Below are 26,539 nucleotides of genomic sequence, written 5' to 3'. Positions count from 1 at the left end.
CGCGGCGCATGACCGGTCGGTGACAGGAGGGGGCTTAGGCGGGCGGGGCGTCCACGCCTTCGGGCAGGACCAGCACCTGCACTGCCTTGTCCAGCGCCAGATAGCGGCGCGCCACGGCCAGCAGGTCGGCCGGGGTCAGCGCTTCCAGACGGGCTTTGGCTTTGCGGAAGCGGTCGAAGCGCTCCGGCTCGCTTTGCGCGCGCTCGGCCAGCGCCATCCAGCCGCCGTTGGTCTTGAGCGCGTTGTCGATGCGCTCCAGCATCGGAGCGCGGGCGCGGCGGAGCACGTCGGCATCGACTGGCGTGGAGGTGAGCTGGCGGACGGTGTCAGCCAGCGCCGCACGGGTGGCGGCGATGTCGGCCACATCGACCGACGCCTGGATCGCGAAGGTGCCATAGCCACGCCACACGTGAGAAAGGCTGGATTGCGCGCCGGGCGAATACGACTTGCCCAGCTTTTCGCGCACGGTGTCGAGCACCTCGATACCAGTCACCTCGTCCAGCAGATCGATAGCCATGGCCTCGTCGGGATCGCGGTCGTCGCGCGTGGGCCACACATAACGCACGATCGCCTGGTTCGCCTGCCCTTGGTGCCGGATTACGCGCAGCCCGCGCGTGGTGGTGAAGGGGCGCTGGCGTTGCACATCCCACCCACGGAATTCGGCTTCGCGCGCCGGCAGAGCACCGAAGGTCCGGGCGACGAGCGCGATCGCCTGCGCTTCGTCGAAATCGCCGACCAGCGCGATTTCCATCGCGCCGTTCGCCAGCCGGTCGGACACGGTGCGGCGCAAGTCGGCGAAGCTGAGTTTCTGGTAGGCGGCGGGAGCTTGCAGGGTGAAGCGCGGATCGTCATCCGAAAGCAGCCCGCCTAGCGTGTTGGCCAGCGCGGCCGACGGCGTGGCGCGGTAGCGCGCAAAGAAATTGGCGATGTTCTGCCGGTAGAGCACCTCGCCTTCGGGGCGGTATCCTGGATCTGTGACTTGGGCGGCAAGGTACTGGAGCTGCGCTTCCAGATCGCGCCGGGTGGTGGTGACGCCCGAATAGAACGTATCGCCCCCGGTGGCGATGCCGCCGCCGACCGAGCGGCCGGCCAGCAGTGTCTGGAGATCGTCCTGGCTGTGCTTGCCGAGGCCACCGGCGGAGAACATCGCCATCATCTCGGTCGCCAGCGGATTGTCGCGGGTGTCGAGCATCTCGCCCCCGTCGATCGACAGGCGCACCTGGATGCGGTCGGTCTCCAGCGAGGTGCGCTTGAGGTTGAGGCGCACGCCGTTGGCGAAGCGGATCTCGCGGATGCCGAAGGCGGGCTCCGTGCTGTCGGACACTACCGCGCCCGGCGCGCCGAAATCGGTATAGGCGAAGGCGCCGGAGGGGCCAGTTTCGGGCAGGCCGGCTGGCGCTCGGATCGCGGTGTTCCAAGCCTGCCGTATCGCCTTGTCGCCGCCCGATGGCGTGGTGCGGCCCTGGAAGCGGATCAGCGGATCGTCGAGCGGCAGCGCTTCGCGCTTAAGCGCCGCCAGCACCGCCCGGGGCGTGATCCGCGGCGCGAAGGCGTTGAAACGGGCCAACGCACCGGCGGGATCGGTGGGCACCGTGTCGTCGCGGACAAGGCCCAGCGCGGCCTGCACCAGTGTGCCGTTGCCACGTGTATCGGCGCTGGCCGCCGCGTTTTCGATGCCGGTGCGAATGTTGGCGACCTGTTCGTCGATCTCCGCCGGCGTGAAGCCCGTGTCGAGTGCCTGCCGCAGGGCCGTGGTCGCGGCGGCGAGGCCGCGCTGCCAGCCACCGTCCACCGTATCGACCACCAGATTGGTGGTGCGCCCGATGCGGAATACGTCGCTGGTGCCGAAGCCCGCGCCCCGGAACGGCGGATCGACCTTGCGGCTCATCCGCTGGAAGCGCCGGTTGATCACGCCATAGCCGATCTGGCGCAGCAGATTCGTGCGGCGGCTGGCGATCGTGTCCGGTTCGTCGAGCCAGGGGCCGTGGCGCGAGGCGGTGACGCGTTCGGACAGCGCGGGATCGAGCCAGACTTCCGTCTTGCCCTTCTGCACGCGATCTACCTTGCCCTGGTCAGGCCGGGGAGGGACGGGCGCGGGCTGCCAACTGGCGAAGCGGGCCTGGATCGCGGCTTCGACGGCATCGGCATCGAAATCGCCGATCACGATCAGCGTGGCGTTGGCGGGAACGTAGTGCCGCGCCCAGAACGAGCGCAGCGCATCGGCCGTGGCGGCATCGAGCGTGGCCACGGTGCCGATCGGCAGCCGGGCGGGATAGGTGGCGTGGGGGTAGAGGAAGGCAAGCTGGTCTTCGAGATTGGCCCGCTGGTAACCTTGCCCGTCGCGCAGTTCCGACAGGACGACCCCGCGTTCGCGCGCCACGGCTTCTGGCGTGAAGGTCAGCTCACTCGCGGTCTCGCGCATGAGCATCAGCGCGGTGTCGAGCAGGGCGGGATCGGCGCGTGGCAGATCGAGCATGTAGAGCGTCTGTTCGAACCCGGTCTGCGCGTTGGTGTCCGCGCCGAACGACAGGCCGTTGCGTTCGAGCAGGCGGATCATCTCGCCTTCGGGAACGTGGGTGCTGCCGTTGAAGGCCATGTGTTCGACGAAATGGGCAAACCCGCGTTCCTGCGGGCCTTCGTCCAGCGATCCGGTAGCCACGTCCATCCGCACCAGCGCGGTGCCGGCGGGCGTGGCGTTGCGCCGGATCACATAGCGCATGCCGTTGGGCAGCTTGCCGAAGCGATAGCCGGCTTCGGGCGCGAGATCGCTTTGCTGGAAGGCCCAATCGGGCTTGGTGGCGCCGGGTCTCGAAGGATGGGCCAGCGCGGGCGTTGCGCCAAGCAACAGGCCGGCGGCCAGCAGGAACAGGGAACGGCGCGGCATCATCTCGGCGCCGATCCTGCCGCGAGTCGGCTTAACGGGCAATGAGGGATGTGCGCCGGAATGGCGGGGGCAGGCATTCCCCCCTCCCGCAGCAGCGGGAAGGGGGAAGCAACCTTACTTCTTGTTGCGCAGCTTGCTGCGGTGCGCGCCGAGGTCGAACACCTCGCTCGGACCGCCGTCGTTTTCGAGCAGGCCCAGCCGGCGGGCGACTTCCTGGTAGGCTTCCTCTTCGCCACCCAGATCGCGGCGGAAACGGTCCTTGTCGAGCTTTTCGCCGGTGGTCATGTCCCACAGGCGGCAGCCGTCGGGGCTGATTTCATCCGCCAGGATTACGCGGCTATAGTCGCCATCCCAGATGCGGCCGAATTCCAGCTTGAAATCGACAAGGCGGATGTTGATCGCCGCGAACATGCCGACGAGGAAATCGTTCACGCGGATCGCCATCGAGGAAATGTCCTGCATTTCCTCGTTCGAGGCCCAGCCGAAGCAGGCGATATGCTCTTCGGCGATCAGCGGATCGCCCAGCGCATCGTCCTTGTAGTAGTATTCGAGCAGGGTGTGGGGCAGCGGTTCGCCTTCGGGCAGGCCCAGGCGCTTGCTGATCGAACCGGCGGCGACATTGCGCACGACCACTTCGATCGGGATGATTTCCACTTGCCGCACCAGCTGTTCGCGCATGTTGAGGCGGCGGATGAAGTGCGTGGGAATGCCGATGTGCGAAAGGCGCGTGAACACGTATTCGCTGATACGGTTGTTGATCACGCCCTTGCCGTTGATCGTGCCGCGCTTCTGCGCGTTGAACGCGGTGGCATCGTCCTTGAAATACTGGATCAGCGTGCCGGGTTCCGGGCCTTCGTAGAGAATCTTGGCCTTGCCTTCGTAAATCTGGCGGCGACGGGACATGGGCGGGTCTTCCTCAAGCGTGCGAAGTTTTCTGGTCTTCGCGGGAAATCAAAAACCCCGGCGTGGCGAGGTGAGTCGCGATTAGCGACCCTATCGCGGAAGCCGGGGCGTCGCAGCGCCCATAATGGAAAATCGCAAGGTGCGCAATTCCACGCCGGATTGCCCGTGCCCTGTACGGACTGTGGTTCGGGCGGTGTGCGCGTTGTTCAAGATTTTGGAACGGTTTCTGCCAGTTTATCCGGATGACCTGATTGCGGGAATCGCGGCATAAGGGTTGGGTGTTCAAGCGGGGCCGCTCCCGCCACCAGCAAGGATGAAAACGATGAGCAAGGTCCTGGTTCTCTACTATTCCAGCTATGGCCACCTCGAAACGCTGGCCAACGCCATTGCCGAAGGCGCCCGTGCGACCGGCGCGGAAGTGGACGTGAAGCGCGTTCCCGAAACCGTTCCGCTGGAAATCGCGCAGGGCGCGCATTTCAAGCTCGATCAGGCCGCGCCCGTGGCGACGGTGGCCGAACTCGAAAACTACGACGCGATTATCGTCGGCACCGGCACCCGCTTCGGCCGCATCAGCTCGCAGCTGGCGGCGTTCCTCGACCAGGCCGGCGGCCTGTGGGCGCGCGGCGCGCTGAACGGCAAGGTCGGCGCGGCGTTCACGTCCACCGGCAGCCAGCACGGCGGTCAGGAAACGACGCTGTTCTCGATCATCACCAATCTGCTGCACTTCGGCCTGACCATCGTCGGACTCGACTATGGTTTCCAGGGCCAGCTCGGCCATGACGAAGTCACCGGCGGCGCCCCCTATGGCGCGACTACGATCGCCGGCGGCGACGGAAGCCGTCAGCCGAGTGGAACCGAACTGGATGGAGCGCGTTATCTCGGAAAGCGCGTAGCCGAAACCGCCAACAAGCTGTTCGGCTAAAGCCCGTTCCCCCTCAAGGATCGGTCCGCGCCCGCGCCAGCCCCCCCTCTTATGCGCGGGCATACAGCGGGCCGATCTGACCCTGAAGAGGCCGCAGACTTCGTGTCTGCGGCCTTTTTGTTTTTTGGACGGTGGGGTGTTTCCCACCCCCAGCCCCTCCCGCTTGCGGGAGGGGAGCGAGACTTGCGTCGCCGCAGGTGGCGTTAGTCGCAGCGGGGTGGGCTTTCAGCGCGCCGCGCTTGCAAGCAGCCTGAGTGCATTTTCGTCTAGTCAGTTGTCTCCGCCGGACAACGATCTTCTACTTCCCGCCCAGCAGATTGGCCTTCCAGAAGCCGATCTCGGACCAGAACTGGTAGTCGGCGTTTTCCTTCTTGGCGAAGCCGTGGCCTTCGTTGAGCCCCACGATGTGCCAGGCCGGGCGGCCCTTGGCGCGCACGGCGGCCACCATCTGGTCGGCCTCGCTCTTGGGCACGCGCGGATCGTTGGCGCCGGTCACCACCATCAGCGGAATGGTCAGGCGGTCCACGCTGGTCAGCGGGGAGATCGCGGTCAGTTGCGCGCGCTGCTTCGGATCGCGCTCGTCGCCATATTCGGCGCGGCGCAGGTCGCGGCGATAGCCTTGCGTGTTTTCGAGGAACGTGACGAAATTGCTGATCGCGACGATGCAGTCCGCCGCCTTCAGCCGGTCGCCATAGCGGATCGCGGAGGCATAGCACATGTAGCCGCCATAGGAGCCGCCGGTGACCGCCATCCGCGCCGGATCGATCGCCGGATCGGACTGGAGCCGGTCGAGCAGCGGGCCGATGTCCTTCACCGAATCCTCGCGCCGGAACGGGCCGTTGTCCAACCCGACGAAGCGCTTGCCGAAGCCCGACGATCCGCGCACGTTGGGATAGAATACCGCGATGCCCAGCTCGTTGATAAGGTAGTTGGCGCGCCCCTTGAAACCGGGCGTGGTCTGCCCTTCCGGCCCGCCGTGGATGTTGACGATCAGCGGCCGCTTGCCGGGGAACTTGGCGGGATCGGGGCGGTAGAGGAAGCCGGTGACGGTTTCGCCATCGAAGCTTTTTACCTGCACCAGTTCGGGATCGACGTTGGCGGCAGGATCGAGGCCGCCGGTCTCGCTGGTGGTCCAGCGCGTGGCCGCCAGCGTCTTCGGATCGACGGCGAAGGCGTCCGCCGGCACCTTGGCCGAAGACAGGGTAAGCCCGATCGTGCCCCATGGCGCGACCTTGAGCGTGGAGATCACGCCGGCCGGCAGCGCGGTGACATCGCGAACCGCGCCGGTCTTCGGGTCGAGCAGGCGCAGCTTCGAGATGCCGGTTTCGTTGACGGCATAGGCGATGAAGCTGCCGTCAACGGCGATCGAGAATTCCTCGACATCGCCCCTGGCTTCGGGCGCGCGGGGTGTGAACTTGCCCGTCCGCGGATCGAGCGTGCCGAGCCGCTGGTAGTCCGATCCTTCGTCGCTGGTGACCCACAGCGTGCCGTCCGACGCGATATCGGCGGCGGCATAAGCGATCGGCTTGGCGTGATCGCCGATCGGCGTGAGCTTGCCGCTGGCGATATCCAGCCACCACAGGTTGCTCTTCTGGATCGAGACATATTCACGCACCACCGCGCTCTTGCCGTCGGGCGTGAAGCCGGCGACCGACCAGCCACCGCCCTTGACCTGCGCGGCAAGGCGGTTGGACGCCGGATCGCGCGGGTTCACCACGTAAAGATCGGAATCGACGCCGTTGCGGCGCGTGGAGCTATAGGCGATCCATTGGCCGTCATGGCTGAAAGCGTTGAATTCGTTGCGGCTCTTGCCATCGGTCAGCAGCGTCAGGCGCCCGTTCTTCAGCGTGTAGAGCTGGAAGAATTCGTCTCCGCCCTTGTCCTTGCGCACCACCAGCGTGCCATCGTTAGGCGCGTACCAGCCGGCCAGCGGCTCCGCTTCGAAGCTGATCTGCTGGCGCGCCATGCCGGGGCCGGCTACGGTGTGAAGCTGCGGCACGCTGGCGAAGCGCGTGGAAATCAGCATGCCGCGCGTGGCCGGGTTCCAGTCGAGGAAGGCGGCGGTGCGGTATTCCATATAGGGCCGTGTGGCATCGACCACCGCCATCGGCACCGGCGGCGCGCCGTCGACGGCGATGGTGGCGGGCTTTGGCGCGTCCTGCGCCAGCAGCGGGGCAGGAGCGATGGCTGCGACCATGGCTACGGTGGCGGTCAGGGTGAGAAGACGAGCGCGCATCGGGTTCTCCGGTCCGGAACAGGGCGTTGCGTAGGACGCCGGTTGTGGCCGTGCGCGGCGCGGTCCGCAACGTCCTTTTGGCCGGGCACGGCGGCGGATTGTTGCACCGGTGCAGCACAGCTTTCCCGGCGCGGCTCTGGTCCCGCAACGGCGGATTGGCTAGGCAGGGACGCAAAGGAGACCCGCTGATGAGCCGTGCCGCAACGCTTGCCCTTCTCGAAACCTACTACGGCGCGTTCAACGCCGGGAACTGGGAAGGGATGCTGGCCTGCCTGTCGGACGACGTGGCGCACGACATCAACCAGGGCGAGCGGCAGGTAGGCAAGGACACCTTCCGCGCCTTCATCGCGCACATGGAACGCTGCTATCGCGAGCGGCTGGACGACATCGTGCTGATGGCCAACGAGGACGGTACGCGCGCTGCGGCGGAATTCGTGGTGCATGGCGAATACCTCGCCACGGACGAGGGGCTGCCCGAAGCGAATGGCCAGACTTATGTGCTGCCGGCGGGCGCTTTCCTCACCATCGCCGATGGCCGGATCACGCGGCTGACGATGTATTACAATCTGGCCGATTGGACGGCGCAAGTGGTCGGCTGATGGCCAGCGCTGACCGCCCACAGAGCGGGATCGCCATCCGCCCGCTGACCGGGGAGGAGATCGCTGCCGGGCTGGGCGATCTGGCCGACCTGCGCATCCGTGTCTTTGCGGCGTATCCCTATCTCTACGATGGGGACGCGGCCTACGAGGCGGAATACCTGCGCGAATATGCCGCGGCGCCCGATGCGGTGCTGGTTGCGGCGTTCGACGGGGATCGCGTGGTCGGCGCGGCCACGGCAGCGCCGATGCTGCACCAGAAGGCGGAGTTTCGCGCCCCGTTCGAGGCGCGCGGGCTGGACGTGGCGCGGCTGTTCTACTTCGGCGAAAGCGTCCTGCTGCCTGAATACCGGGGCCACGGCATTGGCCACGCCTTCTTCGACCATCGCGAGGCGCAGGCGCGGCGCTGCGGCGCGGATGCCGCCTGCTTCGCGGCGGTGATCCGCCCCGGCGACCATCCGGCGCGGCCGGCGGGCTATACCCCGCTCGATGCGTTCTGGACCAAGCGCGGCTACGCGCCGATCGCGGGGCTGGTGACCGAACTCGGCTGGAAGGAACATGGCGAGGACGGGGAAAGCGTGAAGCCCATGCAATACTGGTTGCGGCAATGGTGAGCTGGCGCGTCGCGGCGGCACAATATCCGATCGACCAGCTGGCGGACTGGGACGCCTATGCCACCAAGGTGGCGCAATGGGTGGCGCAGGCGTCGGACGGGGGCGCGGCGCTGGCGGTGTTTCCCGAATATGGCGCGATGGAGCTCGCTTCGCTCGCTCCGGCGACGATGGGCGATCTGGCGGGATCGATCGAGACGGTTTCGGCGCTGCTGCCGCGCGTCGATGCGCTTCACGCCGAACTGGCCGCGCGGCACGGGATGCATATCCTGGCCGCCAGCGCACCGCGCAAGGATGCCGACGGGCGCTTCCGCAACACCGCGCGGCTGTTCGCGCCGAACGGGCGGATGGGCGTGCAGGACAAGCTGGTGATGACCCGCTTCGAGCGCGAGCAGTGGGGCATCGCGGCGGGCGCGGGGCTCAAGCTGTTCGAGACCGCGCTTGGCAGAATTGCGGTAAACATCTGCTATGACAGCGAATTTCCGCTGTTGGCGCGGGCGGTGGTGGAAGCGGGGGCGGAGGTGATCCTCGTGCCTTCCTGCACGGATTCGCTGCACGGCTACTGGCGCGTGCGGATCGGCGCGCAGGCGCGGGCGCTGGAAGGGCAGTGCTACACCGTGCAATCGCCAACGGTGGGCGAGGCGGCGTGGTCCCCGGCGGTGGACGTCAACCGTGGCGCGGCGGCGGTCTATGGCCCGCCCGACCGGGGAATGCCCGCCGACGGCGTGCTGGCCATCGGCAGCGAGAACGCGGCCGGCTGGGTCTTCGCCGAGATTGATACGGCGTGCGTGGCGGACCTGCGCGCGGACGGCGGCGTGCTGAACGCGCGGCACTGGACCGAGCAGCCGGGTGCGCGGGCGGCCTTGCCGGCGGTTGAGCTCGTCTCGCTGGTGTAGGCGCTTGTCACATTGCTGTCGTGTCGCGATCCTAGCGCGGTCTTCGGAATAAGGAGACGGCCATGACGGCGGGATTTTCACGGCGGGGCATGATGGCGATGGGAGCGGGTCTGGGTATGGCGGTGCTGGCCGGCGGTTCTGCGCTTGCGGCCGCGCGGCCGCGCCCGGCGAAGCCGCTGCTCCTGGCGCATCGCGGCTGTTCGGCGCTGCGGCCGGAACACACGCTGGCCTCCTACGCCAAGGCGATCGCCGACGGCGCCGACTTCATCGAGCCGGACCTCGTGGCCACGAAGGATGGCGTGCTGGTGGCGCGGCACGAGAACAACATCGCCGAAACGACCGACGTTGCCGCGCATCCCGCATTTGCTGTGCGCAAAGCGGTGAAGGTGATCGACGGCGAAAAGCTGGAAGGCTGGTTCACCGAGGATTTTACGCTGGCCGAATTGAAGACGCTGCGCGCGAAGGAGCGGCTCGGCGCGCTGCGGCCGGAAAGCATGGGCTATGACGGACAGTTCCAGATCGTCACCTTCGAGGAGGTGATCGATTTCGTCGCGGCCGAAGCGGCGGCGCGCGGGCGAACGATCGGGATCATTCCCGAGATCAAGCATTCGACCTATTTCAACGGCATCGGCCTGCCGGTGGAGGATATGTTCCTGGCGCGGGTGAAAGCCAGCCGGGTGCTGGCCACGATGCCGATGATCGTCCAGTCGTTCGAGATCGCCAATCTCAAGCGGCTGCGCACGATGCTGGCAGGCATGGCCAACGTCCAGCTGATGCAGCTGATCGATGACGATGCGCAGCGTCCGGCCGATGTCGCGGCGGTGGGTGGCGCGCTGACCTATGGCGCGATGCTGACGCCGGCGGGGCTGGCCGACATCGCCCTCTATGCCGACTGGGTCGCTCCGGCCACGCGCCGGATCATTCCGCTCGGCGCCGATGGCAGGCTGGGGGCACCGACGTCGCTGGTGGCGGACGCGCACAAGGCGGGCCTGCTCGTCGGCACGTGGACGTTCCGGCCGGAGAACACGTTCCTCGCGGGCGATTTCCGTGATAGCGGCGATGCGAAGGCGCGCAATCCGGAGGGCAGCGTGCGCGAGATCCGGCGCTATCTGCAAACCGGTCTGGACGGGTTCTTCACCGATGATCCCGCGCTTGGCTATCGCGCATTGCATGTGTCGCGATAGGGGGGTGACGCCCGATTTTCCTTGCGCTACGCAAGGGAAATGATCGCATTTGAAACCAGGTGGCGCTGATGGACGCCGCCGAGCAGGTCCACCAGCAGTTCCTTGCCGCGCTCGATGGCGGCGGGCTGCGCCGGCGTTCCAACCTGGGGCTGGCCGACGTGGGGCTGGCGCCCGAACGCGCCGCCGCGCTGCTCCACAGCCAGATGCTCAGCCGCCAGCTGGACCGGCTTTCGCGCAAGCTGCAAGCGCGGGGCGAGGGGTTCTACACCATCGGATCGTCCGGTCACGAAGGCAATGCCACGCTCGCCGAGGCGCTGCGCACGGACGACATCGCCTTCCTCCACTACCGCGACGCTGCGTTCCAGATTCACCGCGCAGGGCGCGTGCCGGGTGAAAATCCGGCGTGGGACATGCTGCTGTCGTTTACCGCCTCGGCCGAAGACCCGATCTCGGGCGGGCGGCACAAGGTGCTGGGATCGAAGCGGCTGGCCATTCCGCCGCAGACCAGCACGATCGCCAGCCACCTGCCCAAGGCGGTGGGCGCGGCCTTTTCGATCGGCATCGCCCGCCGGATCGGGCTGGAGGATACGCCACTGGCGCCGGATGGCGTGGTGCTGTGCAGCTTCGGCGATGCATCGGCCAACCATTCGACCGCGCAAGGGGCGATCAACACCGCCGCCTGGGCCGCGTTCCAGGGCACGCCACTGCCGCTGGTGTTCCTGTGCGAGGACAACGGCATCGGCATTTCCACGCGCACGCCGCAGGGGTGGATCGAGGCGAACTTTTCCGGGCGCGCCGGGCTGCACTATATCCAGTGCGACGGCAGCGATCTGGTGGACGCCTGGCGCGGCGCGCGTGAAGCGGTCGATTATGCCCGCCGTCATCGCAAGCCGGTGTTCCTGCACATGCGCACGGTGCGGCTCTATGGCCATGCCGGCAACGACGTGCAGCTTGTCTATCTGTCCAAGGACGACATCCGCCGCGATGAGGAGCGCGATCCGCTGCTGGCGAGCGCGGCGCTGCTGATCGAGGAAGGCGTGATGACTGCCGCCGACGTCCGTCGCGAATACGAAGCGATCGAGGCATCGCTGCTGCGGCAGGTGGAACTGGCGATCCGGCGGCCGAAGCTGAAGGACGCGGCCGAAGTGATGGCCAGCATCGTGCCGCCGAAGCGCGAGGGCGTGGAGCGTCCAGTTCCAGCGGCGGAGGCCCGCGCGGCGTTGTTTGCCGACGATGCCGCGCAGATGGAAAAGCCGCAGCACATGGCGCGCCTGCTCTCGTGGGCGATGGCGGACCTGCTGCTGCAATATCCCAACGCCATCGTCTGCGGCGAGGACGTGGGGCCGAAGGGCGGCGTCTATAACTGCACGGCCAAGCTGCATCAGCGTTTCGGTTCGGCGCGCGTGATCAACACGCTGCTGGACGAACAGGCGATCCTGGGTCTTGCCATCGGCGCGGCGCACAACGGCCTGCTGCCGATGCCGGAAATCCAGTTCCTGGCCTATGTCCACAATGCCGAGGACCAGATCCGGGGTGAGGCGGCGACGCTCTCGTTCTTCTCGAACGGGCAATACACCAATCCCATGGTCGTGCGGATCGCGGGGCTGCCCTACCAGAAGGGCTTTGGCGGCCATTTCCACAACGACAATTCGCTGGCCGTGTTCCGGGACATCCCGGGCGTGGTGCTGGCGGTGCCCTCGAATGGGCGCGATGCGGTGGCGATGCTGCGCGAATGCGTACGACTGGCGCACGAGGAACAGCGCGTGGTGGTGTTCGTGGAGCCGATCGCGCTCTACATGACGCGCGATCTTCATGCCGAGGGCGATGGCCTGTGGACCAGCGTCTATCAGGCACCGGGCGAAGGCGCGGTGCGGCTGGGCGAGATCGGTGTGCACGGCGATGGCGCCGATCTGGCCGTGGTGACCTATGGCAACGGGGTCTATCTCTCGCTTCAGGCGCAGAAGCTGCTGGCGGAACAGGGCATTGCCGTGCGGGTGATCGATCTGCGCTGGATCGCGCCGCTGGCGGAGGATGCGCTGCTCGAAGCGATCGCGCCGTGCGGCAAGGTGCTGATCGTCGACGAATGCCGCGAGACCGGATCGCAGAGCGAGGCGTTGATGGCGCTGTTCGCCGAACGTGCGGGCGGCAAGTCCACGGCACGGATCGCCGCGACCGACAGCTTCATCCCGCTCGCCCGCGCCGCGACCTATACCCTGCCCAGCCGCGACATGATCGCGGCGAAGGCGCGGGAGATGGTGCGTGGCTAAGCAGTCCATCCTTGTCGTCTGTCCGGGGCGGGGCACCTACAACGCGCCGGAACTGGGCTATCTGGCGCGGCACCATGGTGGACGGACGGAACTCGCTGCGTTCGATGCCCTGCGCGCGGGGCGTGGTGCGCCGACGCTGAGCGAACTGGACGGGGCGGCTAAGTTCAGCCCAGCGCTCCACACGCGCGGCGATATCGCGGCGCCGCTGATTTACGCCGCGTCCTATCTCGATTTCCTGAGCATCGACCGCGACCGGTTCGAGGTGGTGGCGGTGACCGGCAATTCGATGGGCTGGTACACCGCGCTGGCGTGCGCAGGCGCGGTTTCGGGCGAGCATGGCTTTGCCATCGCCGATGCCATGGGCGTCAATTCGCAGAAGCACGCGCCCGGCGGGCAGGCGGTGCTGGTGCTGGCGGGCGAGGACTGGCGCGTCGATCCCGCGCTGCGCCGGGCAGTCGACGCGGCGATGGCGCGCCATGGCGTGCTGCCCTCGATCCATCTCGGCGGGATGCTGGTGGTGGCGGGAAGCAAGGCCGCGCTGGATGCGCTGGAAAAGGACCTGCCCGGCCTGTCGCGTCCGCCCCTGCGCCTTGCTGGCCACGGCCCGTTCCACACGCCGCTGATGGCGGAAAGCGCCAACGCGGCGCGGGCCAGCCTGCCGGCCACCTGGTTCGGCCGGCCCGAGGTGCCGCTGATCGACGGGCGCGGCAAGATATGGCGGCGGTTCGAAAGCGATGCGGAAAGCCTGTGGGACTACACCTTCGGCCACCAGATCCTCGCACCCTATGATTTCACCACCGCGATGACGGTGGCCATTCGCGAGTTCGCGCCGGACCGTATCGTCCTGCTGGGGCCGGGCGAAACGCTGGGCGGCGCGATCGGGCAAGTGCTCGTCGCGCTGAATTGGCTGGACATCGGCAGCAAGGATGCGTTTTCATCGCGCCAAGGAGAGGATGCGACCCTGATCGGCATGGGGAGACCCGGCCAGCGGGAGTACGTCGTCTGATGAAAACAGTCTTGTGATCCAGCCATCCGTGCTGTTCGTGTGCCTCGGGAACATCTGCCGTTCACCGATGGCGGAAGCTGCGCTGCGCGCGCGGGCCGTGGAAGCCGGGATCGCGGTAACGGTCGATTCCGCCGGCACCGGGGACTGGCATGTCGGCCGCCCGCCCGATCGCCGCGCGATCATCGAGGCGGGGCACCATGGTATCGACATATCCGGCTATCGCGCGCGGCAGGCGAAGGCGGAGGATTTCCTGCGCTTCAGCCATATCTTCGCGCTCGATCCGCAGAATCTGCGCGATTTGCAGGCCATCGCCCCGCGCCGGCATTTGGCCCGGCTGGAACTGCTGATGGACCTCGTGCCCGGGCGCGAAGGGACGGCGGTGGTCGATCCCTATTACGGGGACGCCGAGGACTTCGAGCGCGCCTGGGCCGACGTGAGCGCGGCGGCGGACGTGCTGATCGAACGGCTGGGGCGTTAGCTCAACAGCGCGTAGATGCGCTCGTCCTCGGCCTGCCAGGCGATGCCGTTCGCGTCGAGCCAGGCGTCGTCGTAATACGTTCCGGCGTAGCGCTCGCCGGAATCGCACAGGATGGACACGATCGATCCGGCTTCTCCGGCGGCCGCCATTTCCCCGATCAGCGCCGCGCAGGCGTGGATATTGGTTCCAGTTGATCCGCCGACCCGGCGGCCGAGCCGGCGCGAGAGCGCGCGCATGGCGCCGATCGATCCGGCATCGGGAATGGCCATCATCCGGTCGACCACCTGCGGCATGAAAGACGGCTCTACCCTCGGGCGGCCGATGCCTTCGATGCACGAGCACTTGCCGCAGCCGAGGTCGCGGATCGAGCGGTCGGCGAAATGGCGATGGAACACCGATCCTTGGGGGTCCGCCACGCACAACCGCGTGCCGTGCCGCGCATAGCGGATGTAGCGGCCGATCGTGGCGGAGGTGCCGCCGGTGCCCGCGCCGCAGACGATCCACGTGGGCACCGGATGTTCCTCGTTGCGCATCTGGCGGAAGATGGTGTCGGCGATGTTGTTGTTGCCGCGCCAGTCGGTCGCGCGTTCGGCGTTGGTGAACTGGTCTAGGAAATGGCCGCCGGTCTCCAGCGCCAGTACGCGGGCGGCATCGGTCACTTCGCCGGCGTTCTGGACGAAATGGACGTCCCCGCCATGGAAGCGGATCGCCTCGATCTTGGCGGGAGAAGTGCCGTGCGGCACCACCGCGATGAACGGCAGGCCGATAAGCCGGGCGAAATAGGCTTCGGAAACGGCGGTCGATCCGCTCGTGGCGTCGATCAGCGGGGTGCCGGGGCCGATCTGCTGGTTGCACAGCGCATAGAGGATTAGCGAACGGGCGAGGCGGTGCTTGAGGCTGCCGGTCGGGTGGCTCGATTCATCCTTGAGATAGAGCGTGATGCCGGGAAAGCGGGGCAGTTCCACGCGCACCAGATGGGTTTCGGCCGAGCGGGTGAAATCGGCATCGATCCGCCGCACCGCTTCCAGCGTCCAGGTGCGCAGAGCTTCCGGCGAGAGGGTTTCAGCCAGGGGAAATGATGAATGCGGGGCGGTCTGGGTCATTCGCGCGCCTTTAGAAGCCTGACTTTGCAATGACAAACTTTACCTTTCAGCGAATGGATGACTGATTTGTGAAAGGATCATTACGGATCGGTAATCTTCGTCGCGAATCCGTCAAATCAACGCCCTAGGCGCGGCCCCGACCGTCAAAGAAGTGGGGACCGTTCATGCTTTCGATCACGCAACCCGGCGCGGCGCGCCGGGCGTTCTATCGTGCCATCCTGATGACCAGCGCCTGTGGTGGCCTGACCTTGACGCCGGCTTACGCGCAGGAAGCACCGGCCGTTCCGGGCGAGGAGGAAGCGGGCGAGCAGATCGTCGTCAACGGATCGCGCCCGATCGTCGAATCCGAAGAAGCCGCGCTGCAGGTGCAGAAGATGTCGGATTCGCTGGTGGCCGTGGCCGCATCCGACAGCGTGGGCCGCTTGCCCGACCAGAACATCGCCCAGGCGGCCAGCCGCCTTCCGGGCATCGCGGTGGAGCGCGATCAGGGGCAGGCGCGCTATATCAGCCTGCGCGGCGCGCCGAAGAACTGGACCACGCTGTCGTTCGACGGGATCAACGTGGTCAGCCCCGAAGGGCGTAACGCCCGCTTTGACTCGATCCCGTCCGCCATCGCCGGCAAGATCATCGTGTCGAAGGCGGTGACGCCCGACATGCCCGGCGAGACCGTGGCGGGCAACGTCAACATCATCACCCGTTCGGCGTTCGATTATTCCGGCTTCCACATCGCGGGCAAGGCCGGCGCGGGCGTGGCCGAATACGGCAGCCGTCCGCAGTACGAAGGATCGCTGGTGCTTTCCGACCGCTTCAACGTGGGCGGCGGCGAAATCGGCGTGCTGGTGTCCGGCTCGTACTACGAGCGCCGGATGATCACCGACAATTTCGAGCACGACTGGGAGCAGGTGAGCCAGGACGTGCGGCCGGGCTACGAAACCCGCTTCTGGACGCACGAGACCGAAAACAAGCTCTACCGCCTGACGCGCAAGAACTGGTCGGTCTCCGGCCGGCTCGACTGGAAGCCGGATGACAACAACACCATTTCGCTGCGGTCGATCTACACGATTTTCACCGACGACGAGGCGCGCGACAATTATCGCTTCGACATGGATGACCGGCAGGGCGATCTGGTCGCCAGCAGCGCGGCGTGCAATGCCACTGTGAACACGGCGCCGACGACCTCCGGTTATGCCGACGTGTGCATCGGCAACGCGCCGCTGAAGGGCACGATCTATGGCATCGACATCCGCCAGCGGTCGACGCTGCGCGCGTTCAAGCAGTCGATCTTCACCAACACGCTGCAGGGCACGCACAAGTTCGGCGATGGCTGGACGCTGGACTGGCTGGGCAACTACACCGAATCCAAGGACGACCGTTCGGTGGTGGGCGAAGCTTCTTGGAACAGCCCCAACACGCGCAACCTGCGCCCCACCGTGGCCTACGATTTCACCGACCCGAACCTTTCGCCGCTGACGCTGTACACCACCACCCAGCTTTCCGGCCCGACGCGCTATACGGCGGGAACGCAGGTGACGGCGATCGATACTTTCACCAAGCCACTGGCCACGTTCACGGTGCTGGACGCGGTGGACACCACCAAGGCCTATACCGGCCGGCTGGTGCTGTCGCGCGAGACGCAGTTTCTGGGCGCCGACGCCACGTTCAAGGCGGGCTTCCAGTTCGACCAGCGGACCAAGGTGGTGGACGAGAACCTGCTGACGCTGGACACGGCGGCGCAGTTCTCCGCCGCCGGCATTCCCACGGACTATAATCAGTTCTCGCTCGACACGGCGTTCATGGGCAAGATCCAGCCGGGCTACACGTTCCGCTATTTCGATACCGCGAAGATGCGCGCGGCTTCGGCGGCGGCGCGCAAGGTCGGCACGTTCGTGCCGCAGATCGCCAATATCTACAACGTGCGCGAGCAGGTATTCGCGGGCTACCTGATGGGCACGCTGCGCTACGACTGGGGTTCGATCGTCGGCGGCGCGCGGGTGGAGCACGTCAAGAACCGCGGCATCGCCACTGGCATCACGGCGGAGGCTGAGCAGACGCTGGTGTTCCCGAGCCTGCACGTCAATTACAACCTCGACGATACCAAGAAGGTGCGCCTGTCGCTCAATACCGGCGCTGCCCGCGCCGACTACGATCTGCTGCGTCCGAACGTGGTCATCAACGATACCAACGAGACGATTTCCGGCGGCAACCCGGCGGTGAAGCCGGAGCGCGCCTGGGGTCTGGACGGCTATTTCGAATGGTACGTGAAGCCGCAGGGCTACCTGATGGTCGGCGTGTTCTACAAGCATGTGACCGACGTGCTGTACACCCAGCGGCGCACGTTCGGCTCCAACGCGCTGAATACCGCTGCGTTCGACCGTTCGGGCTATATCTTCTCGGGCATCACCAACGGCGGCAGCGGCCGGATTTATGGCATGGAAGCGGCAGCGCAGTTCCAGCTCGAACCCTGGGCGGAACAGCTCGGCATCCCTTCGTGGATGGGCGGCTTCGGCATCAGCGCCAACGTCACCGTGAACAACAGCAAGGTCAGCAAACCGGCGGTCTATGACACGGCCGGCGCGCTGCAGGTGGCGAGCCGCAAGGTGCGCCTGCCGAACACCTCGGACCTCGTGTACAACATTGGCGGTTACTACGAAAAGTACGGCTTCTCGCTGCGGCTGCAGTACCAGCGGCGCAGCAAGTGGCTGGATGGCATCGCCGATACCCTGACCGACGCGGGCGATGCCTATTGGGCGGCGGACGACGAGATGGATTTCTCGGCGCGCTATGCCGTGAACAAGCATGTCGAGATTTATTTCGACGCGCAGAACCTGCTCAACCAGCCGGGCCGCCGGTTCGTCGATCCTTCGGGCATTCTCAACGCCAAGGGGATCAAGACCAATGGCGCGATCGAGAACTACACGATCGAATGGGAACGCTTCGGCCGTCGTTACAGCGGCGGTATCCGGGTGACGTTCTGATGCTGCTGACGATCTGGAGCGCGGCCGCGCTGGCAGCAGCCGCGCCGCCGTCGGTCCCCACCGTCGAAGTCACCGCGCGCGGGGAAACCGCGCCGGTGGCGACGGCGCAGGGCGATGCGGCCGATGATCCGGCGATCTGGCGCAACCCGGCGCGGCCGGGCGAAAGCCTGATCGTCGGCACCGACAAGAAGGCCGGGCTCTACGTCTATGGGCTGGACGGCAAGGTGCGCGATTTCGCGGCTGTCGGGCGGCTCAACAACGTCGATCTGATCGATATGGGCGCGGCGGGCGTGATCGTTGTCGCCAGCGATCGCAACGACGAGGCGCAGGCGAAGCTGCAGGTCTGGCGGCTCGATACCGCGGCGGCGAAGCTGCAGCCGCTGGGCGCGGTGACGGGCGGCGCGGGCGAGGCTTATGGCGTATGCCTGCTGCGCGATGCGGCCGGGCTGACCGCGTTCTCCGTGCTCAAGCACGGGGCGATCGTGCAGGTGCGGATCGTGCTCGAAGGTGCGACGCCGTCGGGGCGGATCGTGCGGACCATGCAGTTGCCGACCCAGACTGAGGGCTGCGTTGCCGATCCGCGCACGGGCACGCTCTATGTGGGGGAGGAAGACCGGGGCGTCTGGGCGTTCGATGCGCGCGAGGATCGCCCCGCCGAAGCCACGCTTGTCGCCACGGTCGACCGCGCGCACCTGTTCGACGATGTGGAGGGCCTTGCGCTGATGCCGGTGGGCCGCGACGGCGGCTGGCTGATCGCGTCGAGCCAAGGCGACAATGCCTATGCCCTGTTCGCGCTGCCATCGATGAAGCCGGCGGGGCGTTTCCGCGTGGTGGCGGGGCGGTTCGGCGGCACCGAGGAAACCGATGGCATCGCCGTGATGCCGGGCAGCTTCGGCAAGGACTACCCCGCCGGGCTGTTCGTGGCGCAGGACGGGCACAACCAGCCGGCGCCGCAGAACTTCAAGCTGGTATCCTGGCGCGATGTTCTGGCCGCGCTGCGCAAAGGGCGCGCGCGGCGTTGAGCGGCTGCGTGGTCGAGCGCCGGATTTGTCGGCGCGGTCGGGGTGCTAAAGCGTGGGCGACAGGTGGTTGTGGCCATGGTGGACGTGATCGTCCGCATGGTCATGGCTATCGTCGGGCTGCACGCGCAGCAGGTTGATCGCGCCGAACCGCACGCCGCGTTCCGACCGAACGGCATCGGCGAAGGCCCGCACCGCGTGCGTCGGGCCTTTCAGGATCACGCTTTCCAGGCTGTGGTAGTGATCGAGGACCACCGCCGTGCGCGCGGCGACGATATCGTGGTGGGCGTGCTGCATCTCCGCCAGCCGCTGTGGCAGCGCGCGGACGCGATGCTCGACCACATAGGACAGGTTGGCAACGCAATGCTCGCCCGCGTGCGCTTCGCTGTGCCATTGTTCCAGGCCGCCGCGCACCAGATCGCGCACCGCTTCCGAACGGCTGGAATAGCCTTTCTCGCGCGCCATGCTGTCCAGCGAGGTGGCAAGGGTTTCGTCGACGGATATGGTGATGCGCTGCATGGCGGGGCAACGATGCCACCGGCGGGCAGGCCAGACAACCCGCCGCTTTCGTTTCCGCGCAGGCGCTCGCGGCATGGCCGCCGCCCTTTTGATCGATGCCAACGCCACCGGGGCAAAAGATGCTAGGGTGGGGCCTTCGGATTCGCCGTATCACCGCATCGGGAGCCGCTTTGGATGACACAGATCATAGGCAGCAGTCTGATTGTCGATGACCGCCCTGGCCGGGCCTGGGGATGGTTTGTGGGTGTGGGCGTGGTGCTGGCCATGCTTGGCGCGCTCGCGTCGGCCAATCTTATGTTCGCGACGCTGGCCGCGACCATCACCGTGGGCGTCATGATGTTTGCGGGCGGCGTGTTCCAGCTTGTCCACGCCTTCGGCGTGCGGCGCCAGGGACGGACATGGTGGTGGGCGCTGTCGGGCCTGCTCTACATGGGCGCGGCGCTCGTCACGCTGGCCGACCCGCTGTTCGCGGCCGGCGTGCTGACCCTGCTGCTGGCGGCGAGCCTTGCCGCATCGGGACTCGTCCGCGCCTATGTTGCCTTCGCCATGCGCGAGCGGGGGTGGGGCTGGCTGCTCCTCTCCGGCCTCGTCAGCATCGGCGTGGCGCTGGTGCTGGCACTTGGCTGGCCGTGGAATACGATCTGGGTGCTGGGGCTGGTATTGGCGGTGGACCTGTTCCTGCAGGGCTTCATGCTGCTGCTCGCCGGTTTTGCCTTGCGAGCCGTCCGCCTGTGAATAACCCTGTGGATGGGGCCGTGGACAAGTCTGAGATCATGGTCGCGATGGAGATCGAGGCGCCGGGGCGTCCGCTCAGGCGCATCGAACGGGCGGTTCCCGCGCCCGGCCCGAACGAACTGCTGATCGCGGTAAGCGCCTGTGGCGTGTGTCGCACGGACCTTCACGTCCTCGATGGCGAGGTGAAGGCGCGCTATCCGGTCATCCCGGGGCACGAGATCGTTGGGCGGGTTATGGCGCTGGGCGAAGGCGTGACAGGTTTTGCCGTGGGCCAGCGCGTGGGCGTGCCCTGGCTTGGCCATACCTGTGGAACGTGCCCCTATTGCGCCGGCGGGCGCGAGAACCTGTGCGATGCGCCCGCGTTCACCGGAGCCACGCGCGACGGAGGCTACGCCACGCATACCGTGGCGGACGCGCATTTCTGCTTCGCGCTGCCCGATTGCTTTTCCGACGTCGAGGCCGCGCCGCTGCTGTGCGCCGGTCTGATCGGCTGGCGCGCGTTGCGGCTGGCGGGCGAGGGCAAGGTGATCGGCCTCTACGGCTTCGGCGCGGCGGCGCATATCTTGGCGCAAGTGGCGGTCTGGCAGGGGCGGACGGTCCACGGCTTCACCAAACCCGACGATGCGGCGGGGCAGGCCTTTGCCCGCTCGCTTGGCTGCGTCTGGGCCGGCGGATCGGACGAGATGCCGCCCGAACCGCTCGACGCCGCGCTGATCTTCGCGCCGGTGGGTGATCTGGTGCCGCAGGCGCTCAAGGCGGTGCGAAAGGGCGGGCACGTGGTCTGCGCTGGCATCCACATGAGCGACATTCCCGCCTTTCCCTATGCCGACCTGTGGGAGGAGCGGCAGATCCTGTCCGTCGCCAACCTGACGCGCGAGGATGGCGTTTCGTTCTTCGCGGTTGCCGAGCAAGCCGGCATCCGTTCCGTGACCGAGAGCTTCCCGCTGGCGCAGGCCGATGAGGCTTTGGCCCGGCTGCGTTCGGGCGCGCTGCAGGGCGCGGCGGTGCTGCTGCCCGAGGGATGAAGCGCCTTGACCTTGTCATTGCGGGCTGGCGCGGACGGAATGCGCGGAGTGGCTGAAAAGCACCGATCCACAGCCGTTATGCGTTTTGCCATTGCGGGCGCGGGAATGCCCTCCCATATCCTGCTCAAGCCCGGCGCCCTGATCCGGGACAGACGGAAAAGTTGCTGATGAATCTGTACCCCTTGCTTCCCCTGCGCGACATTGTTGTCTTTCCGGGCATGGTCGTGCCCCTGTTCGTCGGTCGCGCGAAGTCGGTCGCGGCGCTGGAAGCCGCGATGGCGGGCGAACGCGATATTTTCCTGCTCGCCCAGCTCGATCCCGGCTGCGACGATCCCGATCGGGATGACCTGTACGATACCGGCGTCATCGCCAAGGTGCTGCAGCTGCTGAAGCTGCCCGATGGCACCGTGCGCGTGCTGGTCGAAGGCACAAGCCGCGCGCGGCTGGAAGCGCTGACCCCCGAAACCGGCGCCAACGGCGAAGTGCTGATGGCGCAGGTGGAAACGATCGACGCGATCGAGGCCGAAAGCACCGAGATCGAGGCGATGATGCGCCAGGTCGTCGAGCAGTTTGGCGAATATGCCAAGCTGTCGAAGAAGCTTTCGCCCGATGCCGCCGGTCAGCTTGGCGAGATCACCGAAGCGGGCCCGCTTGCCGACGCCGTTGCCGGTCAGATCGCGGCCAAGGTGTCCGACAAGCAGGCGCTGCTGTCCGAGAACGATCCGCTCAAGCGGCTCGAGATGGTGCTTTCCTTCATGGAAGGCGAACTCGGCGTGCTCCAGGTCGAAAGGAAGATCCGTGGCCGCGTGAAGCGGCAGATGGAGAAGACGCAGCGCGAATATTACCTCAACGAACAGTTGAAGGCTATCCAGTCCGAACTCGGCGGCAGCGACGATGGTGAAGCCAACGAGATTCAGGAACTGCAGGACAAGATCGACCGGCTCAAGCTTCCCAAGGAAGCGCGCGCCAAGGCGCAGGCGGAGCTGAAGAAGCTCAAGACCATGCAGCCGATGAGCGCCGAGGCCACGGTCATCCGCAATTACCTCGACGTGCTGCTGGGCCTGCCGTGGGGCAAGCGCAGCAAGCTGAAGAAGGATATCGCGGCGGCGCAGTCGGTCCTCGATGCGGACCACTACGCGCTCGACAAGGTCAAGGACCGCATCGTCGAGTATCTGGCCGTGCAGGCGCGCACCAACAAGTTGAAGGGGCCGATCCTGTGCCTCGTCGGCCCTCCGGGCGTGGGCAAGACCTCGCTGGGCAAGTCGATCGCCAAGGCCACCGGGCGCCAGTTCGTGCGCCAGTCGTTGGGCGGCGTGCGCGACGAGGCGGAAATTCGCGGCCACCGGCGCACCTACATCGGCTCGCTGCCGGGCAAGATCGTGACCAACCTGCGCAAGGCGGGCACCTCGAACCCGCTGTTCCTGCTCGACGAGATCGACAAGCTGGGGCAGGACTTCCGCGGCGATCCGGCGTCCGCGCTGCTCGAAGTGCTCGATCCCGAACAGAACGCCAAGTTCCAGGATCACTACCTGGAACTCGACGTGGACCTGTCGGACGTGATGTTCGTCTGCACGGCGAACAGCCTCAACCTGCCGCAGCCGCTGCTCGATCGCATGGAGATTATCCGGCTCGAAGGGTATACCGAAGACGAGAAGGTCGAGATCGCGCAACGCCATCTGGTGGGCAAGCAGGTCGAGGCGCACGGATTGAAGAAGGGCGAGTTCGAGCTGACCGAATCCGGGCTGCGCGACCTGATCCGCTATTACACCCGCGAGGCCGGCGTGCGCACGCTGGAGCGCGAGATCGCCCGGCTGGCGCGCAAATCGCTGCGCCAGATTCTGGAAGGCAAGGCCAAGGCCGTCTCCGTGACGCCCGAAAACCTCGCCGACTATGCCGGTGTGCGCAAGTTCCGCCATGGCGTGTCGGACGAGGAAAACCAGGTTGGCGCGGTAACCGGGCTGGCATGGACCGAAGTGGGCGGCGAACTGCTGACGATCGAAAGCGTGACGGTGCCCGGCAAGGGCGGCGTGCGCACGACCGGCAAGCTGGGCGAGGTCATGAGCGAAAGCGTCCAGATGGCGTTCAGCTTCGTCAAGGCGCGCAGCCCGGCCTATGGCATCAAGCCTTCGATTTTCGCGCGCAAGGACCTGCACATCCACTTGCCCGAAGGCGCGGTGCCCAAGGACGGGCCGAGCGCGGGCATCGGCATGGTCACGGCAATGGTTTCGACCCTGGCCGGGATCCCCGTCCGTGCGGACGTGGCGATGACCGGCGAGGTGACATTGCGTGGCCGCGTGCTGGCCATCGGTGGCCTGAAGGAAAAGCTGCTCGCCGCGCTGCGCGGTGGCATCAAGACCGTGCTGATCCCGGAAGAGAACCGCAAGGATCTGGCCGAGATTCCGGCCAACATCCGTGAAGGGCTTGAGATCGTTCCGGTAAAGCACGTGGACGAGGTGCTAGCGCTGGCGCTGGCGGGGCCGCTGGAGCCGATCGAGTGGACCGAAGCGGACGATCTGGCGAGCCAGCCGGGAGCCGCTGTGGGAGGCCAACCGGCCTCCACCACCGCGCACTGACGGTCTCCAGCGCGGGACGTCCGCGAAGCCGCAATAACCAGGGGGCGCATCTCCGCATGGGGGTGCGCCTTTCCGTTTGCGGGAAATGCGTTGGTTTTTGAGACAAATTCAACGTTTCTCGTTGCTTTTGTCTTTGACAGCGGATTCTTTCTCCGCTCAATTCCCGCGCACCCGAAAGGCGATTCCGAAACCGCAGTTTTCCCAAGAAAAGGTAGGGGGTTCCGCAATGAACAAAAACGATTTGATCAGCGCTGTCGCCGATGCCAGCGGCCTCTCGAAAGGTGATGCCACGAAGGCGGTGGAAGCCGTTTTCGATTCCATCTCTGGGGCGCTCTCGAAGGGCGACGAAGTGCGTCTGGTCGGTTTTGGCACGTTCTCGGTCGCCAAGCGCAAGGCTTCGACCGGCCGTAACCCGCGCACGGGTGAGCCGATGTCGATCAAGGCCTCGTCGCAGCCGAAGTTCAAGGCCGGCAAGGGCCTGAAGGACGCGGTGAACTGATAGCGAGCCGGGTCGCCTGGCGCGAACGGGTCGCGCCGGCAGAAGCCCGGCCGTTGCTGGAAGTCCGAGCACAGAAAAACCGCTCCGGTCATGCGATCGGCGCGGTTTTTCTTTTTGGGGTGAAGCTTATCGATCGAGCCGGATCAGTGCCGTTGGCATCGCGGCCGTCCGGACATCGACCTTCCAGTCCAGCCTTTGTCCGGCCGGATCGGGCTTGGCGCCTTCGTCGGTGTTGTTCGCCAGGATCGCGCCGTCGGTATGCAGCGTGAACGTGCCGTCCATCTGCGGCAGGGGGCTGGTCCCTCCTTTGGCCTTGTCCTTGGCCACTTCCGCCAGCATCGCCATGAGCGGCGATGCGGAAGCGCTGCTGGCGAAGGCGGGGGCATCGATCCGCACGCTGCCGTCGGCGCGGCGGATCATCGTCACGAAGGGTACTACCGCCGGCATCCGTTCGATCATCGGGAAGCTGAAATCGTGGTCGAGCCGTCCGCTGGCGGCATATTCCACTTCGAACCGCCCGTCGCCGCGATTGATCACCGATTTCCAGCCCGCCTGGCGTGACAGGCGTTCCGCGAACGCATCGGCAGCCTTCGGATCGGACGGGTCCAGCCCGCCGAGCCAGGCCTTGGCCATGCGTTCGTTCTCCGCGTCGCGCTGCGATGCCCCGGGCTGCGCGACGTCCCACGCGGCACGCTGCGCGTCGACTTCGGCCTTGGTGCAGGGCCGGATGGCCTGACTGCCTTCATCCCGGCAGGGAGAAGGGGTGAACGGCTTCTTCTCGCCCGTGCCGGCCGGCTTGTCCTGCGCCAGCTTCGACAGCGGAAGCAGGAAAATCTCGCCCTTGTAGGTGAAGCTGAACGTGCCGTCGCGGTGCAGGGTGAGATCCGATCCGAACTTGCCGGGCAGCAACATGCAGGCGGCCAGTACCAGCGATGCCAGCACCAGCAGCGTACCGGTGAACAGGCGCTTTGTGCTCACGATGTGCTCCTTCCGGTTCAGTCGGTCGTACGCGTGGCGATCGCATAGAGCGCGATCGCGGCGGCGTTGGACACGTTGAGACTTTCGATCGCCGAGGAGATCGGCAGGCGGGCGATCGAATCGCAATGCTGCGCCACGTTGTGCCGAAGCCCTTCGCCCTCGGCCCCCAGCACGAGCGCGACCGGCCCGGAGGGCACCGCCTGCGGGAAGGCATCCTTGCCATCGCCGTCCAGGCCGATCCGCCAGTATCCGGCCTCGGCGATGTCCTCCAGCGCTCGGGCGAGGTTTACCACGCGCACCCATGGCACCGTTTCGAGTGCGCCCGAGGCCGATTTCGCCAGCGTGCCCGATTCGGGCGGGGCATGGCGATCCTGCGTGACGATCGCCGCCACGCCGAACGCCGCGCAACTGCGCAGGATGGCGCCCACGTTGTGCGGATCGGTGACCTGATCGAGCAGCACCAGCGTCTTGCCGTCGGCTTCGTCCAGCACGTCGTCGAGCGCCACGTCGTCCAGCGGCAGGCATTCGAGCACAAGGCCCTGGTGCGGCGCATCGCGCGCCACCAGCCGGCCGAGATCGGCGGCCTGCGCGTATTCCACCGGCAGCGACGCGGGCAGTTCGGCGTCGTGATCGTCGAGCATCGCCTGGATCGCTTCGCGCGTGCCCCACAGCTTTTTCGCCACGCGATCGGGATTCGTCAGTGCGGCTTCCACAGCATGGCGGCCCCACAGGCGCACGGTGCCCTGGCTGCCGCGTCCGCTACCCCGTCCGCCCTGCATCCGCCCCGCGCGGCCGCGTAGGGCGCGGCCCTTGCGCTGTCCGTCTTGCCGGGCTTCGCGATGATCGTGGGGAGCGGCCATGGAGAGTACCTTTATGCTGGAATGCGAAAATATCGTGCGCCTCCTGCCAGTCGCCCCATTGACAGGCAAGCGATGCTTCGCCAAAGGGGCCGCCTCTCGGCCGGACGGCCCCTTCGCGGGGGTCTCAAATCAGAGGCGGACCCGTTTCCGGGGAACCCTCGCACCGGCAGCACTGGTGTGGACAGGTGGCCGAGTGGTTAAAGGCAGCAGACTGTAAATCTGCCCGCGCAAGCGTACGCTAGTTCGAATCTAGCCCTGTCCACCACCGCT

21 protein-coding genes and 1 tRNA gene are annotated in these 26,539 nt (G+C 66.6%); 15 read left to right on the top strand and 7 right to left on the bottom strand.

All coding sequences use genetic code 11. From position 1 onward, the window contains the following. Positions 1 to 34: 34 nt before the first annotated feature. Together F1640_RS01535 and purC are read right to left on the bottom strand one after the other, a co-directional pair. Complete coding sequence (locus tag F1640_RS01535; protein ID WP_194917376.1) at positions 35 to 2,887, bottom strand: pitrilysin family protein; 2,853 nt, start codon at positions 2,885 to 2,887, stop codon at positions 35 to 37. A gap of 111 nt (positions 2,888 to 2,998) precedes the next feature. Further along, entirely contained in the window at positions 2,999 to 3,787 is a 789-nt protein-coding gene (purC, locus tag F1640_RS01530) for a phosphoribosylaminoimidazolesuccinocarboxamide synthase (protein WP_124810291.1), read from the bottom strand. A gap of 322 nt (positions 3,788 to 4,109) precedes the next feature. Between purC and wrbA the strand changes: the two genes are divergently transcribed. After that, entirely contained in the window at positions 4,110 to 4,709 is a 600-nt protein-coding gene (gene wrbA, locus F1640_RS01525; RefSeq protein WP_124810292.1) for an NAD(P)H:quinone oxidoreductase, read from the top strand. Between the two features lie 298 nt (positions 4,710 to 5,007). Here wrbA and F1640_RS01520 read toward each other — a convergent pair whose 3' ends face one another. Beyond that, positions 5,008 to 6,945, bottom strand: a complete 1,938-nt coding sequence (locus F1640_RS01520) for a prolyl oligopeptidase family serine peptidase (protein ID WP_194917374.1) — start codon at positions 6,943 to 6,945, stop codon at positions 5,008 to 5,010. Positions 6,946 to 7,133: 188 nt separating this feature from the next. On the opposite strand from F1640_RS01520, the gene F1640_RS01515 reads away from it, so the two are divergent. From F1640_RS01515 to F1640_RS01485, 7 genes are all read left to right on the top strand, one after another. After that, positions 7,134 to 7,544 carry a ketosteroid isomerase-related protein gene (locus tag F1640_RS01515; RefSeq protein WP_124810294.1) on the top strand — a complete coding sequence of 137 codons (411 nt, stop codon included), beginning with the start codon at positions 7,134 to 7,136 and terminating at the stop codon, positions 7,542 to 7,544. Beyond that, positions 7,544 to 8,155 carry a GNAT family N-acetyltransferase gene (locus F1640_RS01510; protein ID WP_194917372.1) on the top strand — a complete coding sequence of 204 codons (612 nt, stop codon included), beginning with the start codon at positions 7,544 to 7,546 and terminating at the stop codon, positions 8,153 to 8,155. The genes F1640_RS01515 and F1640_RS01510 overlap by 1 nt, the downstream gene beginning before the upstream one ends. Continuing rightward, the gene (locus F1640_RS01505) at positions 8,149 to 9,048 is read left to right on the top strand and encodes a carbon-nitrogen hydrolase family protein (protein WP_194917370.1); all 900 of its coding nucleotides are present in this window, start codon (positions 8,149 to 8,151) and stop codon (positions 9,046 to 9,048) included. The genes F1640_RS01510 and F1640_RS01505 overlap by 7 nt, the downstream gene beginning before the upstream one ends. Positions 9,049 to 9,110: 62 nt before the next feature. Then, entirely contained in the window at positions 9,111 to 10,232 is a 1,122-nt protein-coding gene (locus F1640_RS01500; protein ID WP_194917368.1) for a glycerophosphodiester phosphodiesterase, read from the top strand. Between the two features lie 68 nt (positions 10,233 to 10,300). After that, positions 10,301 to 12,499 (top strand): alpha-ketoacid dehydrogenase subunit alpha/beta, encoded by a 2,199-nt coding sequence (locus F1640_RS01495; RefSeq protein WP_194917366.1) that lies wholly within the window; start codon positions 10,301 to 10,303, stop codon positions 12,497 to 12,499. Next, complete coding sequence (locus F1640_RS01490; RefSeq protein ID WP_194917364.1) at positions 12,492 to 13,505, top strand: ACP S-malonyltransferase; 1,014 nt, start codon at positions 12,492 to 12,494, stop codon at positions 13,503 to 13,505. The genes F1640_RS01495 and F1640_RS01490 overlap by 8 nt, the downstream gene beginning before the upstream one ends. A gap of 13 nt (positions 13,506 to 13,518) precedes the next feature. Then, a complete protein-coding gene (locus F1640_RS01485) occupies positions 13,519 to 13,983 on the top strand; it encodes a low molecular weight protein-tyrosine-phosphatase (RefSeq protein WP_309229171.1) in 465 nt (154 codons plus the stop codon). Here the strand turns inward: F1640_RS01485 and F1640_RS01480 are convergent. Further along, positions 13,980 to 15,086 (bottom strand): PLP-dependent cysteine synthase family protein, encoded by a 1,107-nt coding sequence (locus F1640_RS01480; RefSeq protein WP_194917362.1) that lies wholly within the window; start codon positions 15,084 to 15,086, stop codon positions 13,980 to 13,982. The genes F1640_RS01485 and F1640_RS01480 overlap by 4 nt on opposite strands. A gap of 164 nt (positions 15,087 to 15,250) precedes the next feature. On the opposite strand from F1640_RS01480, the gene F1640_RS01475 reads away from it, so the two are divergent. Both F1640_RS01475 and F1640_RS01470 read left to right on the top strand, forming a co-directional pair. Further along, positions 15,251 to 18,061 carry a TonB-dependent receptor gene (locus F1640_RS01475; protein ID WP_255530156.1) on the top strand — a complete coding sequence of 937 codons (2,811 nt, stop codon included), beginning with the start codon at positions 15,251 to 15,253 and terminating at the stop codon, positions 18,059 to 18,061. After that, positions 18,061 to 19,083: a phytase gene (locus tag F1640_RS01470; protein WP_255530155.1), complete on the top strand. Its 1,023-nt coding sequence runs from the start codon at positions 18,061 to 18,063 to the stop codon at positions 19,081 to 19,083. Before F1640_RS01475 ends, F1640_RS01470 begins: the two co-directional genes overlap by 1 nt. Before the next feature lie 45 nt (positions 19,084 to 19,128). On the opposite strand, the gene nikR is transcribed toward F1640_RS01470, so the two are convergent. After that, positions 19,129 to 19,599 (bottom strand): nickel-responsive transcriptional regulator NikR, encoded by a 471-nt coding sequence (nikR, locus tag F1640_RS01465; protein WP_194917359.1) that lies wholly within the window; start codon positions 19,597 to 19,599, stop codon positions 19,129 to 19,131. Positions 19,600 to 19,773: 174 nt separating this feature from the next. On the opposite strand from nikR, the gene F1640_RS01460 reads away from it, so the two are divergent. The 4 genes from F1640_RS01460 to F1640_RS01445 all read left to right on the top strand — a co-directional run bounded on the left by F1640_RS01460 (position 19,774) and on the right by F1640_RS01445 (position 24,431). Next, positions 19,774 to 20,334 (top strand): HdeD family acid-resistance protein, encoded by a 561-nt coding sequence (locus tag F1640_RS01460; RefSeq protein WP_125955981.1) that lies wholly within the window; start codon positions 19,774 to 19,776, stop codon positions 20,332 to 20,334. Between the two features lie 20 nt (positions 20,335 to 20,354). After that, positions 20,355 to 21,359, top strand: coding sequence for a zinc-dependent alcohol dehydrogenase family protein (locus F1640_RS01455; RefSeq protein WP_375336172.1), 1,005 nt, complete (start codon positions 20,355 to 20,357; stop codon positions 21,357 to 21,359). Positions 21,360 to 21,526: 167 nt separating this feature from the next. Next, complete coding sequence (gene lon, locus F1640_RS01450; RefSeq protein WP_124810305.1) at positions 21,527 to 23,932, top strand: endopeptidase La; 2,406 nt, start codon at positions 21,527 to 21,529, stop codon at positions 23,930 to 23,932. Between the two features lie 85 nt (positions 23,933 to 24,017). Beyond that, positions 24,018 to 24,431, top strand: a complete 414-nt coding sequence (locus tag F1640_RS01445; protein WP_255352115.1) for an HU family DNA-binding protein — start codon at positions 24,018 to 24,020, stop codon at positions 24,429 to 24,431. A 126-nt stretch (positions 24,432 to 24,557) separates the two neighbouring features. Here the strand turns inward: F1640_RS01445 and F1640_RS01440 are convergent, their stop codons facing one another. Together F1640_RS01440 and rlmB are read right to left on the bottom strand one after the other, a co-directional pair. Then, entirely contained in the window at positions 24,558 to 25,409 is an 852-nt protein-coding gene (locus F1640_RS01440) for a hypothetical protein (protein WP_194917358.1), read from the bottom strand. 17 nt (positions 25,410 to 25,426) lie between these two features. After that, positions 25,427 to 26,269, bottom strand: coding sequence for a 23S rRNA (guanosine(2251)-2'-O)-methyltransferase RlmB (rlmB, locus tag F1640_RS01435; RefSeq protein ID WP_124810307.1), 843 nt, complete (start codon positions 26,267 to 26,269; stop codon positions 25,427 to 25,429). 179 nt (positions 26,270 to 26,448) lie between these two features. On the opposite strand from rlmB, the gene F1640_RS01430 reads away from it, so the two are divergent. Then, positions 26,449 to 26,534, top strand: a tRNA-Tyr gene (locus F1640_RS01430). Positions 26,535 to 26,539 lie beyond the last annotated feature (5 nt).

Origin of the sequence: Novosphingobium sp. NBM11 (assembly GCF_015390225.1) — a bacterium.
Classification (GTDB): domain Bacteria; phylum Pseudomonadota; class Alphaproteobacteria; order Sphingomonadales; family Sphingomonadaceae; genus Novosphingobium.
Note: the sequence above shows the minus strand (reverse complement) of the source record. Positions and strands in the feature narration are given on the sequence as shown.